The organism is Paraburkholderia sediminicola, from assembly GCF_046027355.1.
Classification (GTDB): Bacteria; Pseudomonadota; Gammaproteobacteria; order Burkholderiales; family Burkholderiaceae; genus Paraburkholderia; species Paraburkholderia sediminicola_B.
On sequence record NZ_JAQQEK010000016.1, the window covers coordinates 79,621 to 96,679 of the forward strand.

Below are 17,059 nucleotides of genomic sequence, written 5' to 3' on the forward strand. Positions count from 1 at the left end.
GATCCGCAGTGAGGCGAGGAGACGGGAAATGACGACGAAGAATACAAGACGTCGCGGCGATGACGAGCACAAGCCGATCGCGCTGGCTTTGCAGGGAGGCGGGATGCACGGCGCGTTCACGTGGGGCGTGCTCGACCGTTTGCTCGAGGACGGCAGGCTTGCGATTGAAGGGGTGAGTGCGACCAGCGCCGGCTCGATGAATGCCGCGGTGCTCGCGTACGGGCTGCTGAAAGGGGGCGAGGACGGCGCACGGCAGGCGCTGCACGACTTCTGGTACGCCGTGGCGCAATCCGCCGAGCGTTACAACCCGTTGCGCTGGATGCCGTGGCTGAAAGGGACGCACAGCTTCGGGTTCGATCATTCGCCGCTCTATGCGTTCGCCGACATGGCGCTGCGCATTTTCTCGCCCTACCAGTTCAATCCGAACAACCTCAATCCGCTGCGCGAAGTGCTGGACAGTCAGGTCGATTTCACCGAGTTGCGAAAACAATGTCCGATCCATCTGTATCTGTGCGCGACCAACGTCGAGACGGGGAAAATACGCCTCTTCACAGGCGAGGATGTCTGTGCGGACGCCGTGCTCGCATCCGCATGCGTGCCGACGCTGTTCCAGGCGATCAGCATCGACGGCGAACACTACTGGGACGGCGGCTACATGGGAAATCCGGCCATCTACCCGTTGATTTACCACTGCAAGACGCGCGACGTCGTGATCGTCCACATCAACCCGCTCGTTCGCCGGGGCGTGCCGATTACGGCTGCCGATATTCTCAACCGCGTCAGCGAAATCAGTTTCAATTCGTCGCTGATGCGTGAGATGCGCGCGATCGCCTTCGTCACCGATCTGATCCAGCAAGGCAAAGTGGATGGTGGCGAGATGAAGGAGATGCTGATCCATTCCATTCGATCCGACGAGGCCATGTGCGCGCTCAGCGTGTCCAGCAAGTACAACGCCGATTGGGATTTCCTTTGCGGCCTGCGCGATAACGGGCGGCGCGAGGCCGACGCGTGGCTCACGCATCACTACCGGAACGTTGGACAACGCTCGAGTATCGACATTCGCGAGGAGTTTCTTTGAGCATTGCGAGTCGATCGGCGCAAAGCAACGAGGTCATGATGGGGGCGGCGCCGGACGCTTACACATCCGTGCATGGTGGAAAGGGGCGGGAATGAGTCAGACGCAGGCGCGCTTCATCGCATTGTGGTCACGCAGCGGCGGCTTGCGCGGCGAGGCTGCCTATGCCGAGCTGGTGCAGCTGTATGCCGAACCGACGCGTCATTACCATACGCTGCGTCATGTCCGCCGCTGTTTGCGCGATCTCGACCAGGCGCGTGGCGCGATTCCTCATCCCGATGTCGTGGAACTTGCGCTCTGGTGTCACGACGTGATCTACGTTCCCGGCGCACGGGACAACGAGCAATGCAGCGCGGACTGGTTCCGGCAATGGGCAGATGACCGTATCGCCGCGGGCGAGCGCATCTGCGAAATGATCCTGGCGACGAAGCATAAGCGTGTGCCGGCCGGATTGGACGATCGCTTTGCCTGCGATATCGACCTCGCGGTGTTGGGCGCTCGACGCAGCCATTTTCGCGAGGATGGGGTGCGCCTGAGAGCGGAACGTCCCGACCTTGACGACCGCGCCTACGACATGCACGAACGGACGATTCTGGGCAATCTGCTTGCACGTCCGCGCATCTATCACACCGATTTTTTCCATGCCCGTTGCGAAACGAACGCGCGGGGCAATCTGATGTGGCGTCTTAGCCTGCCTGTGCCGCAATGACTGGGAGACGGCGGCGCGGGGCTGGCCTGCTCGGCAAGGGTCTCCTGACCGGCGCGATCGACGCAAGTACTGAGTTCGCCTCGCACGACTCTCGTAGAAAACATGCTGCGAATCTTCAAGGCGGCAAACTCCGCGAGATTTTCGGTTTTTATTCGTGGCGGTGGTAGCGGATGCGCCGTGCCAATGCTTGCGGCCGGGCGGGCACGGCGTCGCGTAGCAGCTTAAGAACAGTCCATAGGTCGACGCCCCTGGCGATAAGATGGCAAATGCAGCCTTAACTCGTCGGTGGAGTCGCACGTATGGATACGTTCCGTAACATGAAGATTTTCGTCGAGGTCGCGGAAGCCGGCAGCTTTACGGCCGCCGCACAGCAACTCGATGCGACGACAGGCTATGTGTCCCGTTCGGTCTCCGAGCTCGAAGCGCATTTGCGTACGAGATTGCTGAACCGCACGACACGCCGGATCGCGCTGACGGAAGCCGGCGAGCGCTATCTGAACCGCTGCCATGCGATCCTCGCCTCGGTGATGGAGGCGGAGGCCGAAGCCTCCGACGCCCATGCAAAGCCGGTGGGAACGCTGAAGGTGCACGCCATGGCGAGTATCGGGCAGAACTATGTCGTGCCTGCGATCGCTGCCTATCAGGAGCGCTACCCGTCGGTGACCGTCGATCTGACGCTGTCGCAGAACGTGCCCGATCTTCTCGAAGAGGGATACGACGTCGCGCTCAGGGTGTCACCGGATGCTTTGCCTGACTCGAATTACATTTCACATCAGCTCGGGACCGTCTACAGCGTGCTGTGCGCGGCGCCGGTGTACCTCGAGAAGCACGGCACACCCACGTCCGTCGACGATCTCTCGCATCACATTTGTCTGCAAGTGGCGATGCCTATTTTTCCGTCCGAACGCTGGCTGCTGATCGGTCCGGATGGAGAGCGTGAATTCCGGCTGCAGAACGCCCGCTTCAAGGTCAACGTACCCGATGCGATGGCGGCCGCCTTGCACGAAGGCATGGGCATCGGTGCGCTGCCGACGTTGACGATAAGATCGGCGTTCAAGTCCGGCTCCCTGATTAGAGTCCTGCCCGACTATCATCTTCAGCTTCTGAATATTTACGCGGTCTATGCATCGCGCCAGTACCTCGACGCGAAGATCAGAACATGGATTGATTTCTTGCGTGACTCGATCGCACAAGCGTTAAGCGCCGACCAGGCTGCTGTCGGGACGACGCCCGTCAAGGCGTAGATCGCCGCTACACATGTTGAAGAACGGCGCGGCACGGTGCTGGAGTTGAACAGCGACAACGTTACAGTCGCCGAGGTGCCGTCATTGAGGAGGGAAAGCGGAGAGCACGATCGAGCCGAGTTCATCGAGTATCTCGGCATACGGGCGCGGCGTGACCCGAGGGTTGAGTGCGACATGATTGACACCGGCGTCTCGCGCCTGCTCAAGAAAGTCTCTCAACGCACGGCTGCCTATGGCGAATCCACCGCGAATTCGTGTAAACGGATGATCCGGCTTCGGATGCAAATAAAGGAATCCACCAAAGGCGAGTGGTTTGAATGCAGTCGTGTTGGCGGCGGACCGTGTGAGGCTTCGCCATTCTTCCGTGAAGCTGCGCAACTCGGATGGATCCGGGACGAACCCGAGGTAACCATCCATGTTCTCGGCGATCCACTGCAACGCTTGCTGCGAGCGGCCGACGGCAATGGCGGGCGTTCGGCCATACGGCGGCTTGGGAAGCATATCCAGCCCACCCGACGACTGTCCGAAGCGCGCTGAGGCGAACTGCGGGAACGCGCGTTCGCTGACATTCCGATAGACACCGTAGGCGTCTCTGAACCGTTCGCCGCGTGTCTCGAAGTCGATGCCGAAGACGGGATACTCCGACGGCCGGTCACCACTCGACATGCCGATCACAACGCGTCCGCCCGTCAGTTGATCGAGCGAATTGACCTGTTTCGCCAACAGTAGCGGCTCGCGCATCGGCAGCACGATGCCCGTCGTGCCGAGCGTGATGTTGTGCGTGGCGGCAGCGAGTTGCGCGATATAGATCAGCGGCTCGAAAATCTGCCCGGCGTCGCCATAAGCGGGATCGAAGAACGGGATGTCGCGTGCCCATAATGCCGCGACGCCCAGGCTCTCCGCGCGTTGCGCCATCGAAATGTGGTCGCGCATCGTGGGATGGGGCATGCCAGGGTGTGTTTCCAGCGGCAGAATCAGCCCGACAGTGAGTTCGTGCGGCTGGAATACGCGGCTGTATCCCGGATGCGATTCAAGTCGAATCGTGGCTGCGGCTGCGGCTGCGTCGATGCGAGCAGGTGTGACGGACATATCCATGGCGTTTCCTCAGAGCGTGGTGCGAGATTACGCACTTTCTCGTCCGGGAAAAACGCAGCCATGCAAACAACACTTGATACACGGAGTCAACAACCGTGTTCACAAGACCTTTTCCATCTGGCGTACGCAAAACAACCAATACGTCCTCCCGGAAGCATTTATTCCATCGAGGAAAAACTGTTGTTCAGCGAGAGGTCGTGCCAAACAGCCGCCGCGACTCCTATAGTTCGCTTGGACCGCATGCCGGTTTTATCAGCCCATATGTACCAGGGCTCTATGTGCGCACTACCGCGCTTTACCGATCTGTTAAAACGGCGTCGTGGCGGCGCCGCACGGTGTAATCATGAAACGTTTTAGTCTGACCGCGTCACTATGTATTGCGTCGCTCATGTCGCCGGCCATTCAGGCGCAAGAATCGCAGATGTCCGGCTACCACTACACATTGCCGCTCGACGTCGCTCTCGACGCGGCGAAAGAAGCGATTCGCGTGTGCGAAACGAAGCACTACTGGGTGACCGCCACGGTGCTCGATATGGATGGCGTCCCGCAAGTGGTACTGCGCGGAGACAGGAGCACGGTGCACACCGCTGAATCGAGCATGCGTAAAGCGTTCACCGTCGTAACGCTAGGGCCGGAATTCGGCTTTGAGCGCTCGAGTGGCTTTTTCGAATTGATGAAGACGAGTCCGTACGCACCGCAACTCGCGACCGTGCACAACGTCATGGCGTTGCCGGGTGCGGTGGCGTTCAAGGTGAACGGAGAGATAGTGGGCGCGCTCGGTATCGGCGGCGCGCCCGGCGGCGACAAGGACGAAGTATGCGCTGCGGCGGGTGTGGCGAAAGTCGCGGACCGCTTACCGCACTGAGCCTGCTCCTCGTAACAGTGCGCGCTCAGGCGGCCGGGACTCGCGGGTCGAAGTCGAACTCGAGCCGAATTCCGCCCGGTTCAAAAATCATCGTGTGCCGCTTCGGGCCGGCACCCAAGGGTTCGGGTGCAAATTGAACTTCGACACCGGGCCATTGGGACACCTTGGAGAACACGTCCTCGAGCGCTGCTTCACTGCCGACGCGCAGGGCCAGGTGGTGCAGGCCCACGTTCGTTTTACGATCGAATTCCACGCGGCTCGCTTGATTCTGCACTTCCCACAGCGTCAGCATCACCTGCCCGTCGGAGACAAATGCAGCCGGATAATCCGGCTTCTCGCCAACTTGCGTCCATCCCAAACAATTGATGAAGAAGTCGCGAGTGAGATTCAGATCGCGAACGGTCAAGCCGATGTGATCGATGCCAAGCGTCAGCGGTTTCGCAGTCATTTCGAGCCTCCGGGTTGTGGTGATGATGCTACCGCAGAAAAGCAATGTCGATCGATGACGCGCGGGGCGGCGCAATCAGATCGCGATTGATGTAATCGGGACGCTCAGTCGTGCATTGCGAGCCAGTCGTTGCGTGCATTCACGCGCACCCGGTAAACGATGTCTTGATTGATTGGGGGTTAACCCCGACAAGGTTGAAGCATAGACTTCATTCACCGCTTCAAACAACTGAGTTTGTTGCAGGCAGGTTCCAACATTTATCGAGGTGTTTGCCATGAAATCAATTATCCGTGGAGTCCTTATTGCCAGCGCTTTTGTGATTCCCGCTGCTTCGTTCGCTCAATCGACGGAGCACACGACACGTGCGCAGGTCCGCGCGGAACTCGTGCAACTGGAGAGTGTGGGTTACCACGTCGGTGACGGCGATCCGACGCACTATCCTGATGCAATCCAGGCCGCCGAAGCGAAGGTGGCGGCACGCGATGCATCGACGAGCAACTACGGTGGCGCGTCGAGCAGCGCATCCCAGTCGGGTAGCGGCGTGTCGGCTGCGGACTGGAATGCAATGTATAGCCGCTGAGCGGTGATGGTTCTCCTTGTACCAGGACGCGGTCGTCACGCCGTCCCGTCCTGGGCTTGCGCATGACGCTCATCCATAAAGTCCGGCGCGGACGCAAAGAACCAATGCAAGAATTCTTGGCCGGCGGCGATAACTCGATTACTCTTTTCATTGCAATCGCGTAGGCGGTCGTCGCGCCCCGTCATTCTGGCGGTGCCCATCAGCATTGGAGGAGAAGCCGCGATGAGCAACGAATCGGGGTTGGAAGGCGGTACACCCATCCCTCAGCCGTCCGCAGACGAAAGCCGTATCGACGACGCATTCGCCGATGACCCGAGCGTGCGCGATCATCCGCGCTACCAACAGATGTTTCCGGTCCTCACCGATGCGGAAGTCGACAAGGTGCGCCGCTTCGGCAGCTTGTCCCGCTACGTCAAAGGTGAATTGCTCTACCGTGCGGGAAGTCTCTGCCCCGGAATGTTCGTCCTGCTGTCGGGCAAAGTCCGGATAGTCGGCCGTGATGGCCTCGGCCACGAACGGATCATTCACACCTATACGCAGCGCGGCGAGTTCACCTCGGATGTCACGCAGCTCTCGAGCAAGCCCGCGGTTGTCGACGCGCATGTCGTCGAAGATGTCGAAGCGGTGTTGGTGCGGCCCGACGAACTCAGCGCCATGATGATCAGTGAAGCCGATCTTGGCGAAAAGATCATGCGCGCCCTGATTCTGCGGCGTGTCCTCGTGATCGAGCGCGGCCAAGGTGTGGTCCTGCTCGGCTCATCCAATCATCCACAACTCCTCGCGTTGCAGAATTTCCTGCGCCGCAATTCTTTTCCGAACATGACGCTCGACGCCGAGCAGGATGCCGAAGCCATTGCGCTGCTCGAACGCCTGACGCCGCAGCCCGATGACTTTCCACTTGTCGTTTGTCCGAACGGTACGGTGCTGCGAAATCCCGACGAGGGGCAACTCGCATCTTGCCTCGGACTGATTCCCGAGTTCGATCCGACACACGTCTACGATGTGGCGATCGTCGGCGCAGGCCCGGCGGGACTGGCGGCGGCCGTCTACGCGGCATCCGAGGGACTGTCGGTGGCGGCGCTCGACTGTCGCGCACCCGGCGGCCAGGCCGGTACGAGCGCACGCATCGAGAACTACCTGGGCTTTCCCACCGGCATCACCGGTCAGGCTCTCGCGGGCCGCGCGTTCGTCCAGGCGCAGAAGTTCGGTGCACATATCGGCATCCCGTGCGAGGTCAAGGCGTTGTATTGCCACAAGCAACCGCCTGTCGTGGAACTTGCCGATGGCCGCCGCATCACCACGCGCACTGTGGTTATCGCCAGTGGTGCGGAGTATCGACGACCTGATGTCGAGGATCTCCCGCGCTTCGAACGCTGTGGCGTTTATTACTGGGCTACGCCCATCGAAGCGAGGCTGTGCCGCAAGGAACCGGTGTTGCTGGTAGGTGGCGGCAATTCCGCGGGGCAGGCGGCGGTGTTTCTGGCATCACACGCCGAGCATGTGCATATGTTCATTCGCGGCGCGAGCCTCGAGCACAGCATGTCGCACTATCTGGCCGAACGTGTCGCATCGCTGCCGAACGTGACGCTTCATACGCGCATCGAATTGACCGCGCTCGAGGGGGCGGCGCGCCTCGAGCGCGTGCACTACCGCGGTGCCGGCGGTATTGAAGGAAGCATGACGGCACATCATCTGTTCGTATTCATTGGCGCGGAACCGAATACTGAATGGCTCAAGACATGCAGCGTGTCACTCGACAGCAAAGGGTTCGTCTTGACGGGGACCGATCTTGGGGAGGCGGGCGTTCATTCGATGCCGTTGCAGACGAGCGTCGAGGGTATCTTTGCCATCGGCGACGTTCGTTCAGGATCGACCAAGCGTGTCGCGTCGGCAGTGGGTGAGGGCGCGGCCGTGGTGGCGCAGATTCACGGTTTCCTGGCCGGTGCGCGGTGAGCGTATTCGCGCACACGTGGCATCTCATTCAGACGGGTTTGACGTCGAGTCGGCGTGGTTTTCCACGCCTGAGTCAGGTCACGGTGTGATCCGAATGCCGGCCTCGCGTTGCTCTCTCGCGTCGTCGGCATCCGCAGGGCATGCGACGCTGGTCGAGAAGCTGAAGACCGAAGCCAAGGTGCTTTGATCACGCCCATCACCGATAAAACGGAGACGAATGAAAGGGCGATTCTGGTAATCGCTGAACACGGTAACGCTTCGCTGAAAGAGGCAACGCTGAATACGATTGGGGCCGCGGCCGCCATCGCGACATTCACGAATCAGGCGATCCACGTACAGCCAATACGAAGTGCATACGAGTCTAACGGCTTATATCCTGGGGCATGGGCGGAATATACAGCCGGCTGGTCACGAGCATCACCGCTGCCAACACAACTATCCCGGCGAGAATGCCGGATAGCCGCATGAGCGCTGGCAGCGGGTCGGATGACCAATGATGATCCTGGACAAATACCATGATAAACGCGATGGTGAATTGCCGGCCCACGTAGCTTGCGCCTTCCCGTCCCGTTTGCACGTGACATCCTACCCACACGCCGATGGACAGCGCGAGCATGCACAGCACTGCTTGCCCCTGCATCAGAGGGAGCAGCGCCACGCCGATCACACCGGCCAGCAGGCAGCCGGCCACGCGCTGCACCATCTTTTCCATGACCGGCTGCCGCGTTCTGTCAGCTGCCAGGCCCGGCGGCACGATCAGCACCGCGATCGCCGTGACCATTGCTTGCGCGAAACCCGGCAGATGCAGAACGTAAGTCAGGGATGCGAGGATCGTGATGGACAGCGCGGCCTGCAAGCACAGCAGCATGCGGGTCGAGCGCGCTGATTCCAATGGCGGCGTCAAAACCGCAGCGGAAGGCACGCCCGAATCGCCCGTTGCACGAGCGACTGAAGCCGCCAATGGCGTCCTGTTCTTTCGGTACCACTTCGGCCCGAAATGAAACACGCTCGCCACCAGCAGGCAAGCCAGTGTTCCGACCGCGACCTCGGCGACCCGCAGCGCCGCAAATATTGCGGTCGCGCGGACGGACGCGAACTTGTGCGCTTCGTACGTCACCATCAGGGCAGTCGCGCCGCCCAGAATCCAGGCGTAGGCCGCTTTGGACCCGTTGGCTCGATACACCGCGACAGCGCCGATCGCCCCCAACGCGGGCACGAATAGCCACGGGCGGTCGCCAATCCAGGGCCCTGCCATGGTTCCCAGCGCGGCGCCTATCACCGTACCCATGATGCGGTGTGCGGCACGCTGCATGGAGCCGGCAAAACTCGTTTGCATGACCGCGAAGCCGCTGATTGCGGCCCACCACGTGTCTGATAGATGCAACGCGTTGGCAAGCGCGACAGAGAGTGCGACCGAGAGCATCGCTTCGGCCCCGAATGTCGCGCGCGCTCCGGAAGGCTTCCAGGCCGCCAGTTCACGCCCGAGCCCGAATAGAGCCGTCCGGCTAATCTGAGCAAGCGTGCCGAAGAGCGTCATCTATGCCACCGCAGTCTCGTACCGCCAACGCGAGAGACATAGTCCCGCGGCATTGCCGCATCGCGGTAAGCGAGTCTTCCGAGCAATGGTGATCTGCCAGGCTTGGCGCACATGCGGCCCGAGCGCCGCACCCGAAACAATGAGGCCAAGCACAACGGCAGAAAAGACATAGTGATCCATGTGGAACCGCCCTCCGTCGATCGCGCAGATGATGACACTGACGTCGAGTCATCCTCGCGGCCATTGCAGATTATATGACTGGCGGTGCAACAGGCCATGCGCTATCCGGCGCACGGCCTGGCGGATCCGAATGGGCGGCTGATCCGGGCTTTCAGGAGGTCACGTCAGACGGGGTGACGTGAAACGCCCATCATCTTCCGCTGATTCTTGCACGGTACGAAGCGGACGTGCCCGTTGACGCATCTTGCCGGACAGGACGGGCCGGAAGTTGCCACGCGTCGCCCAGCAGTCTCAGGAACTCGGCTTCGCGATCGCAGTGGCCGCGGTCCGCCATGACAGCTTCGCTGCACAACTCCATGATGTCGCGCCGGAGTCGCCGGTCCTGCACATCAGCCGCGAGCCAGGCGAGCGTCGTGGGATCGACCTGACATACGTCGCTCCAGCTCAGGTATCCGGAGCGCGTCAGGTCTTCGTACAGCGTTTGCACGATCGAGAGCAGACGGTGTCGATTCAACAACAGGCGCCTTTCCATGCCGCAGCGATCGAGCGCCTCGAGTTCTGTGAGGCTGAGGTGTCCATCGGATAGCAGGCATGCCGCCAGGATGCGGCCGGCTGCCTCGGGACTGTTGCATTGATAGTGACGCATTTGCTACTCCTCTCTATATCGGCAAGAACAGATCGGCGAAATGAATCCTGAGATGTTCCAGGTGAATCGCCGTGACAATTCAGTTCACCTCACGCGTTCGCTAACTGAGGAAAACGAAATGATGGGTGTGTCATGCGGCCGGATGGGGTTCATTGGCGGAAGCATTCTGGCGACCGCCCAGCCGCCAGTCGGCGACGAGATTGCGACCGATCGAAGCGGGGCGTGGCTCGACCTCGAGTCGCCTTGCAGGATCATTTCGATTGCGTTGCGGTCTGCTTTCCCCTGTTCAGTAAGCGGCACGCGATCTGCCACGACGATATGAATCCGCCTGGCGACCAACGGGCCGAGCGCGATTTCGAGCCTGCGCATGCATTGCGCGACGTCCGCCTGCCCGGCGACCCACGGTTCGATCAGCGCGTTCCATCCGTATTTGCCGGCAGACTGGTTTGCGGCCAGCGCCACGGCGTAGCGAACGTCAGGCAAGTGGCACAGGGCGTCTTCGATCTGGGTGGGGCCGATCGCCAGTCCGTCGATCTCCGCGACATCGGCCGCGCGGCCGAGAACGTGCAGATCGGTTGCCTCGTCGATGAAGCCGGCGTCGCCAGTCAGGCACCAGCCGTCCTGAAACTTTTGTGCCTCCTCGACGGGTTGATGGTAGTAACCGTCTGCCACAGCGGCCGACCTGACTTCAATGTTTCCGCATTGTCCCGCGCGCGCCAGCGTTCCATCGGCGCGACGCAAACGTACTTCGACGCCAGGTCGAATGGGGCCCGCGCAAGCCAGCAGGTCCGGATTCGCCTCGTACGCGGATGGCGGCAGAATGCTGACGAGACCTGTTTCGCTTGCACCGTACATATGAGTGAGCACAGGACCCAGACGCGCGATCGCGCGTTGCCGCAGTACCGCGGGCGCTGACCCGCCGATGTGCGCAATGGAGCGCAGCGACGACAGGTCGCGCCGGCCGACGTCTGGGTGGTCCATTGTTTCGAATAGCTGAGGCTCGACCAGAAGCACGTCGGTGATGCGATCCGATTCGATTGTCGCGAGCGTCTCCGCGGGATCGTATCGACGCTTCAGCACGACCGTACCGCCGCCGATGAGCGTGGTGTCGACGAGCACTTGCGACAGGTAGGCGAGCGGGCCATTGATAAGCTGACGCCGGCTCTGGTCGTTCGCTGCGCCGACCATCTTCGAATATGTCGCAAAGGACCGTCGGCTGCATTTCGGCACACCCGTCGTGCCGCCCGACGAGACGACGACCGCGAGGTCATCGGGCCTCAGTCGTCTGCGTAACGGCTGATCCGACTGCGCTTGCGCGAGCGTGTCCAGGCGTGAAGATGCGGGACCGACGCCGACGAACGCGAAGACCACGTGGCCCTCCATCGCAACGGGAATGTGGTGAAGTGTTTCAGGGAAGGCTACGAGAAGCGTCGGTTGGATGCGGGTCAGCAAGGCTGCGCGCCGTTCGGCATTCGCAGACGCAGGCACGAACATCGTGGCCGAACCCAGGAGGTTTGCTGCGTAGCGAATCGCTAGCGCGTCCGGGCAATTGGGGGCGAGCAGTGCGACCAGGGAGCCCTGGCCGATGCCGAGCGCGGCAAGCGCCCGCGCATAGCGAAATATTGCGCTTCGCAGGATCCTGCCCGTTACGTCATGATCGAGATAGCGCAAGACTGCACGATCAGATTGGTTTTCCAGTTGATCGAGTAAGGCGTCAACATAGGGCCGAAAGGCTGCATTCCCGTCGTTTTGCATGATTGCTCCGCTCCAGTGGTGCGTGATTCGATGTGTGAATCAGGCTGTGCTGTGAAGCATTGTGCGTTTGCAAAATGAGCGGAGAATTAGGCGGTCGGCCACGCTGATGAACCTTGAGGTATTCACTGGCGCTGTTGCCAAAGAGCTTCGAGCGACCAGGCCCGAAGTCCGTGAGGCCGGCGAGAGACTGCTCGGGCTTCACAAGGGTCTTGTAGTGAAAGCGGATCGTCGACATGATGAGATCCTTCGTTTGGCTAACTAAGCAGAAAGCCGATATGTTCGGCTTGCGTGGCCGGTATGACTGCAGGAGCCTAGTATGTGAGGTTGACGCGTCCTGGACTTCAACTGATGTCTAACGATCCACGGTCAGCCAAGTTCAAAACCTCTGCCCGCCTTGAGCGGATCGGCGTGGATTCACACGCGTTCGATGGCTGTTGAAAAGCGAGAACGAATTCCATCGTCGGTTGCCGTTAAAAGAGAGGATCAGGCAGGCGTAAACGCGGCCGCGTGGCGGCGAGCAAATTCGGCGGCGGAAATCGGCGCGTGGCCGACCAACTGCTGGAAGGTGTCGGTCATGCGGTCGTAACGGTTGTCGCGATGCAGTTGCCCCATGACGACCAAATGCGCGGTCAGATGCGCCGGCTGTTGGAGCTCACGGAGTTTCGCTTCCCAGATCTGCGGCGGCACATTGAAGTATTGGATCGTGCGGCCCAGAGCGCTGCTGAATTCCTGTGCGAGTTCGGTCATCGTCAGCGACTGCGGGCCGGTCAATTCGTAGACTTTGCCGATGTGCGGTTCCGGGTTGGCCAGCACAGCAGCGGCGGCTGCCCCGACGTCGGCGGCGGCGATCGGCGAGGTCTTGCCGTCGGCGAACGGCAGGCGGATGGTGTTGTCGTTGCGGATGCCATTGGCCGCCGGCAGGAACAAGCCTTCGAAGAAAGCGGTTGGACGCAGATAGACCACCGGCAGGCCGGACCAGCGCAGCATCTGCTCTGCAAGCCAGTGCTGCTTCTGTTGCGGGCTGCCGGTGGTCTCTGTCTCGCTCATCAGCGACAGCGTCATCTGCGACAGATTCACGAAGCCCTTCACCCCGAGGCTTCTGGCTGTGGCCGCGACATTGGCGGCCGCTTCCAGATAGTCGGGCGAAACCGACATCGTGAAGTACACCATCGAGCAGCCTTGCATGGCTGCGCGCACGGCGACGATGTCGAGCATGTCGGCGACCACGACTTCGGCGCCCAGGTCACGCAACCTGTCGGCGCGGGCGTCGAGCTTGCGCACCATGGCGCGCACACGATGGCCTTGTTCCAGCAGGATGGCGATGGCCGAGCGCGCGGTCGAACCGACGCTGCCGGCGGCGCCGGTGACGAGAATAGTTTCTTGGGACATGGCCTTCCTGATAACATCGAGTATGTAGGAAAATACATAGTGGCACGCCGTTTTGACTATGTCAAAAAAAACATAGTCATCATGTGCGCGCTGACGCAATCCAGGAGCAATGCGAGTGAGTGATCTGAAGGAAGCCGCAGCGAGCAAGGAAAAGCCGCTGAAAAATGTTCTTCTTGCCGGGATATACAACGAGCCGCGTTCCGGCTATGAACTGACCAAGTGGCTGCAGGTGGTCGGTCAGCACTGCTGGTCGGTTGAGCACAGTTCGGTGTACCCCGCTTTGCGCGAGCTGGAGAAGGACGAACTCATCCAATCGAAGCGCTTGCCCGGAACGCGCGGGCCGGAACGCTCGATCTACAGCATGACTGATGCTGGACTCGACAAGCTGAGGGCGTGGGTGGCTAACGGTTCGCCGCGCCCCGCCATCAAGGACGAACAGATACTGCGGGTGTTGTGCTTCGATCTGCTTCCGCGCGAGACAGCGTTGCAGCAGATCCGTGAGGTGCGTGCGGACCACCAGGTCCAACTCGAATTCTTTCTCGCAAGACAGGCCATGCTGACCGAGCGTCAGCTTGGACCGCTGCTGGTGGCGCGCCGCGGGGTGCTGGCGGAACAGGCCTATATCGCGTGGTGTGACGAGGTGGAGGACGTGATCGCTCGCAGGCCGGCCTGATGTCAGGCCGAATTCAGGCGTGCCCCACAGTCAACCAGGACTGCTTGCGACCGTCAGCAGTCCATGGAGTCAACCGTCTATCCGCCCGGTCGACCGCGCGGGTAAAGATAGATCCATTCGCCGGGAACCTTCACGTGCGTCTCGCCAACCCGACATGAACGACCAGGCGATCTCGCAAATCGATTTCAACGCTTGACGATCTCGTGCGTGAAGCGTTTGATCCGGCGCACGGGTCGTTGTACGCGGAACCGCTTCGCCACTATTTCAACGACGTCTCGAAGGCTGAGTGTGTCACGCACGTACTAATACACATACAGGGCAATGACTTCGCGGTCCGTCGTCTCTACAACCTGCGAAGCACCGTTCCCCGGAGCGTTGTGCATGTCTGATATACATACATTGTTGTCCATTCGTTAAATCCCCCTGCAACAGTGCTCCCACAGTTCAAGGTGGATGCATTCGGTGTCCGGTAGGCATACACTTCGTGAAGTGTCCTGACTGGTTCAATACCAGGCATTGACCAACACCGTGAAGCCGACTGGATCGGAAACCAACGATGGATATGCTGCAGGGCATCCGTGCCTTTGCTCAGGTTGCTTCCGCGGGCAGCTTTACGGCGGCGGCTCAACAACTGGCGATTGGCACGCCTCAGGTTTCGCGCGCCATAGCGGACCTTGAAACGCACCTGAACACTCGCCTGCTAAATAGAACCACTCGGCAGGTGGCATTGACTGAAGCAGGAGAGCGGTACCTTTTTCACTGTGAAGCGATTCTCACGCGTTTGGCAGAAGCGGAGGCGGAGGCCCTGGGATTGAACTCCGAGCCGTCCGGGACGCTTAAGATCGGCGTGACCGCCAGCTTTGATCGGCACCATCTGCCTCATCTGATTTCAAGCTATCAAGAGCGATATCCACAGGTTTCGGTGAGCGTAACGCTGGCACAGCAGGTAACGGAAATACCGCTCAGCCACTATGACGTCTTACTTCTTTGCTCCTCGAATCCACCTGAGCCGCGCATGGCCTCTGAATGTCTTGGTGCGACGTCGTCCATCCTGTGCGCGTCGTCGGACTATCTGGCGCGGTACGGAGTGCCGCAAACACTCACTGATCTCAAGCAACATCGATGTGTGCGTCTTGCCGACGACCTGTCATCCAATCAATGGATGTTCGACGGGCCAAATGGACATGAAGCATTTTCGGCTGGCCACACAGTTCTTCAGTGCAATCTGAGCGACATGCTCAATGATTCCGTTCAGGCAGGTTTGGGCATTGGTCCTTTGCCGGTTTCGGTTGGGATGCCCGGATTGCGCACTGGCTCGTTGGTGCGTGTCCTGCCCGAGTACAGGATGAAGGCACGCAATGCCTACGTGCTTTATTCTTCTGCCCGGCATCTCGATGCAAAAATCAGGACATGGGTCGAGTTTCTCAAGGAAGCATTGCCGCAACGTCTTGCCAATGACCAGGCCGCATTCTCATGGCTTGTAACGACGTTTCGCGACGATGGCACGATGCCGGGCAACGTCACGCAAAACCAGGCTCTCTAGCACTCCCCCAGACCAACGCGGTTCCTCGACGGGTAAAGCGGTAAAACGCTTCACTCAAGAAAAAAGACCAGCCACCGGCTTGCGCCTGTCGCTGGTCTTTGACCGCGTCTTGCTTCAGCCGTGCAACAAGCTCTGATTAGAACTTGTGACGAATACCGAGGCTGACGATTTCTTGCGTGCGCGAATCTCCCGTGAAGCCGTAGTCGGCCACCGAGGCAACCGCGGGTTGTAGCTGCTGCGGTGGCGAGCTGCGCGGGTTCCGCTGCGTGCCGCTCGCGCGCTGCCAGGCGCCTACCAGGTAAAGGTCCGTGCGTTTCGACAGGTTGTAGTCCGCACCCAGTGAAATCTGGTTGTACGATGCAGACGTGTCGCCTGAACCGTGCGTGTAGGTATAACCGAGACCCAGCAACGCAGCCGGTGTCACCTGGTAGCCAAAATAGCCGCCGGCCACGTTGTAGCGCTCGGTCGAGACGAACGTCGACGCTCCGTCAGGCTTGTATTGCGCATTGCTGTAACGCACGCTGGCCGTGAACGGGCCGGTGACGAATTGCACGGCGACCGAAGCGATGCCGATCGACTTCGCCGTTGCGTATGCCCCGTTGACGATCGAATCGATCGTGCCGTCAGACGTGCTCGTGAAGGCGTTGTTCGGCCGTATCACGCTCGAGTTGGCATTGTTCATGCGGATGTAGCCTGCTGCCACGCTGAACGGGCCCGTTGCGTAGGTTGCCGCACCCGACCACGTTTGCTGCGAACCCGTCTGGCCTGCCACCCCGCCGAACGCGTACATGCCTTCGAACTGGAAGCCAGACCACGTTGGCGAGGTGTACTTGACCGCGCTGTTCGTGCGCGAGCTGTTGTCGTTGTTGTCGACGTCGCCCGGAGTGGTGAACGTGCTGCCGAAATAGTTGTCGGCCGTTAGCGGTTGAACCAGATCGACGACTGGGTCGTATTGACGGCCAAGCGTCACGGTACCGTATGCCTCATGTGCAAGGCCGACGTATGCCTGACGGCCGAACATGCGACCACCCTGGTTCAACTGGCCATTGTTGATGTCAAAGCCGTTTTCCAACTGGAAGATTGCCTTCAGGCCACCGCCGAGATCTTCCGTGCCCTTCAAGCCCCAGCGGTTGCCCTGCAGGTTGCCGCCAGCCAACTGGTACAGGTTCTTGCCCGCCGGATCGGCGTTGTGCACGAACTGGAACGCTTCATCGATGACGCCGTATAGGGTAACGCTGCTTTGTGCATGTACTGCGCCGGTTGCGCTGAGCAGCGCAAGCGAAACGGTAGATAGAGCGATTCGTTTCATCGATTTCTCCACGCAGACGGTTAGGTTGCTGTTGCGAAGTTGAGCGTAACCCCACACC

16 protein-coding genes are annotated in these 17,059 nt (G+C 60.4%); 8 read left to right on the forward strand and 8 right to left on the reverse strand.

Going from position 1 to position 17,059, the window contains the following annotated elements; genetic code table 11:
- Window positions 1-28 precede the first annotated feature (28 nt).
- The 3 genes from PQR42_RS25740 (at window position 29) to PQR42_RS25750 (ending at window position 3,028) form a co-directional block, all read left to right on the forward strand.
- On the forward strand, window positions 29-1,078 hold the full coding sequence (locus PQR42_RS25740) for a patatin-like phospholipase family protein (protein ID WP_408209018.1): 1,050 nt from the start codon (window positions 29-31) through the stop codon (window positions 1,076-1,078).
- A gap of 91 nt (window positions 1,079-1,169) precedes the next feature.
- Window positions 1,170-1,784, forward strand: a complete 615-nt coding sequence (locus tag PQR42_RS25745) for an HD domain-containing protein (protein WP_408389714.1) — start codon at window positions 1,170-1,172, stop codon at window positions 1,782-1,784.
- Window positions 1,785-2,083: 299 nt separating this feature from the next.
- Window positions 2,084-3,028, forward strand: a complete 945-nt coding sequence (locus tag PQR42_RS25750) for a LysR family transcriptional regulator (protein ID WP_408389712.1) — start codon at window positions 2,084-2,086, stop codon at window positions 3,026-3,028.
- Window positions 3,029-3,109: 81 nt separating this feature from the next.
- Here the strand turns inward: PQR42_RS25750 and PQR42_RS25755 are convergent, their stop codons facing one another.
- Window positions 3,110-4,123 (reverse strand): TIGR03571 family LLM class oxidoreductase, encoded by a 1,014-nt coding sequence (locus PQR42_RS25755; RefSeq protein WP_408389710.1) that lies wholly within the window; start codon window positions 4,121-4,123, stop codon window positions 3,110-3,112.
- A 343-nt stretch (window positions 4,124-4,466) separates the two neighbouring features.
- Here PQR42_RS25755 and PQR42_RS25760 point away from each other — a divergent pair, with 343 nt between their 5' ends.
- Entirely contained in the window at window positions 4,467-4,988 is a 522-nt protein-coding gene (locus PQR42_RS25760) for a GlcG/HbpS family heme-binding protein (protein WP_408209028.1), read from the forward strand.
- Window positions 4,989-5,013: 25 nt separating this feature from the next.
- Here PQR42_RS25760 and PQR42_RS25765 read toward each other — a convergent pair whose 3' ends face one another.
- Complete coding sequence (locus PQR42_RS25765) at window positions 5,014-5,436, reverse strand: VOC family protein (protein WP_408209030.1); 423 nt, start codon at window positions 5,434-5,436, stop codon at window positions 5,014-5,016.
- Window positions 5,437-5,511: 75 nt separating this feature from the next.
- Window positions 5,512-5,712 (reverse strand): hypothetical protein, encoded by a 201-nt coding sequence (locus PQR42_RS25770; RefSeq protein WP_408389708.1) that lies wholly within the window; start codon window positions 5,710-5,712, stop codon window positions 5,512-5,514.
- Here PQR42_RS25770 and PQR42_RS25775 point away from each other — a divergent pair.
- Both PQR42_RS25775 and PQR42_RS25780 read left to right on the forward strand, forming a co-directional pair.
- On the forward strand, window positions 5,711-6,016 hold the full coding sequence (locus PQR42_RS25775; RefSeq protein WP_408389706.1) for a DUF4148 domain-containing protein: 306 nt from the start codon (window positions 5,711-5,713) through the stop codon (window positions 6,014-6,016). The two genes, PQR42_RS25770 and PQR42_RS25775, sit on opposite strands and share 2 nt — an antisense overlap.
- A 222-nt stretch (window positions 6,017-6,238) precedes the next feature.
- Window positions 6,239-7,969 carry an FAD-dependent oxidoreductase gene (locus tag PQR42_RS25780; RefSeq protein WP_408389704.1) on the forward strand — a complete coding sequence of 577 codons (1,731 nt, stop codon included), beginning with the start codon at window positions 6,239-6,241 and terminating at the stop codon, window positions 7,967-7,969.
- Window positions 7,970-8,330: 361 nt separating this feature from the next.
- On the opposite strand, the gene PQR42_RS25785 is transcribed toward PQR42_RS25780, so the two are convergent.
- From PQR42_RS25785 to PQR42_RS25800, 4 genes are all read right to left on the reverse strand, one after another.
- Window positions 8,331-9,506, reverse strand: coding sequence for an FUSC family protein (locus PQR42_RS25785; RefSeq protein ID WP_408389702.1), 1,176 nt, complete (start codon window positions 9,504-9,506; stop codon window positions 8,331-8,333).
- Between the two features lie 370 nt (window positions 9,507-9,876).
- Window positions 9,877-10,332, reverse strand: coding sequence for a TerB family tellurite resistance protein (locus PQR42_RS25790; RefSeq protein WP_408209043.1), 456 nt, complete (start codon window positions 10,330-10,332; stop codon window positions 9,877-9,879).
- An 84-nt stretch (window positions 10,333-10,416) separates the two neighbouring features.
- Window positions 10,417-12,087, reverse strand: coding sequence for a class I adenylate-forming enzyme family protein (locus PQR42_RS25795; protein WP_408493936.1), 1,671 nt, complete (start codon window positions 12,085-12,087; stop codon window positions 10,417-10,419).
- A 483-nt stretch (window positions 12,088-12,570) separates the two neighbouring features.
- A complete protein-coding gene (locus PQR42_RS25800) occupies window positions 12,571-13,476 on the reverse strand; it encodes an NmrA family NAD(P)-binding protein (RefSeq protein WP_408209049.1) in 906 nt (301 codons plus the stop codon).
- 109 nt (window positions 13,477-13,585) lie between these two features.
- Between PQR42_RS25800 and PQR42_RS25805 the strand changes: the two genes are divergently transcribed.
- A complete protein-coding gene (locus PQR42_RS25805) occupies window positions 13,586-14,149 on the forward strand; it encodes a PadR family transcriptional regulator (protein WP_408209052.1) in 564 nt (187 codons plus the stop codon).
- Between the two features lie 556 nt (window positions 14,150-14,705).
- Entirely contained in the window at window positions 14,706-15,692 is a 987-nt protein-coding gene (locus PQR42_RS25810; RefSeq protein WP_408493938.1) for a LysR family transcriptional regulator, read from the forward strand.
- Window positions 15,693-15,828: 136 nt separating this feature from the next.
- Here PQR42_RS25810 and PQR42_RS25815 read toward each other — a convergent pair whose 3' ends face one another.
- A complete protein-coding gene (locus PQR42_RS25815) occupies window positions 15,829-17,001 on the reverse strand; it encodes a porin (protein ID WP_408209057.1) in 1,173 nt (390 codons plus the stop codon).
- Between the last annotated feature and the right edge of the window lie 58 nt (window positions 17,002-17,059).

Bases quoted from the DNA above. Each gene is read 5' to 3' on its own strand.
- PQR42_RS25740 (WP_408209018.1), top strand. From the start codon at position 29: ATGACGACGAAGAATACAAGACGTCGCGGCGATGACGAGCACAAGCCG.
- PQR42_RS25745 (WP_408389714.1), top strand. From the start codon at position 1,170: ATGAGTCAGACGCAGGCGCGCTTCATCGCATTGTGGTCACGCAGCGGC.
- PQR42_RS25750 (WP_408389712.1), top strand. From the start codon at position 2,084: ATGGATACGTTCCGTAACATGAAGATTTTCGTCGAGGTCGCGGAAGCC.
- PQR42_RS25755 (WP_408389710.1), bottom strand. From the start codon at position 4,123: ATGGATATGTCCGTCACACCTGCTCGCATCGACGCAGCCGCAGCCGCA.
- PQR42_RS25760 (WP_408209028.1), top strand. From the start codon at position 4,467: ATGAAACGTTTTAGTCTGACCGCGTCACTATGTATTGCGTCGCTCATG.
- PQR42_RS25765 (WP_408209030.1), bottom strand. From the start codon at position 5,436: ATGACTGCGAAACCGCTGACGCTTGGCATCGATCACATCGGCTTGACC.
- PQR42_RS25775 (WP_408389706.1), top strand. From the start codon at position 5,711: ATGAAATCAATTATCCGTGGAGTCCTTATTGCCAGCGCTTTTGTGATT.
- PQR42_RS25770 (WP_408389708.1), bottom strand. From the start codon at position 5,712: ATGGCAAACACCTCGATAAATGTTGGAACCTGCCTGCAACAAACTCAG.
- PQR42_RS25780 (WP_408389704.1), top strand. From the start codon at position 6,239: ATGAGCAACGAATCGGGGTTGGAAGGCGGTACACCCATCCCTCAGCCG.
- PQR42_RS25785 (WP_408389702.1), bottom strand. From the start codon at position 9,506: ATGACGCTCTTCGGCACGCTTGCTCAGATTAGCCGGACGGCTCTATTC.
- PQR42_RS25790 (WP_408209043.1), bottom strand. From the start codon at position 10,332: ATGCGTCACTATCAATGCAACAGTCCCGAGGCAGCCGGCCGCATCCTG.
- PQR42_RS25795 (WP_408493936.1), bottom strand. From the start codon at position 12,087: ATGCAAAACGACGGGAATGCAGCCTTTCGGCCCTATGTTGACGCCTTA.
- PQR42_RS25800 (WP_408209049.1), bottom strand. From the start codon at position 13,476: ATGTCCCAAGAAACTATTCTCGTCACCGGCGCCGCCGGCAGCGTCGGT.
- PQR42_RS25805 (WP_408209052.1), top strand. From the start codon at position 13,586: ATGCGAGTGAGTGATCTGAAGGAAGCCGCAGCGAGCAAGGAAAAGCCG.
- PQR42_RS25810 (WP_408493938.1), top strand. From the start codon at position 14,706: ATGGATATGCTGCAGGGCATCCGTGCCTTTGCTCAGGTTGCTTCCGCG.
- PQR42_RS25815 (WP_408209057.1), bottom strand. From the start codon at position 17,001: ATGAAACGAATCGCTCTATCTACCGTTTCGCTTGCGCTGCTCAGCGCA.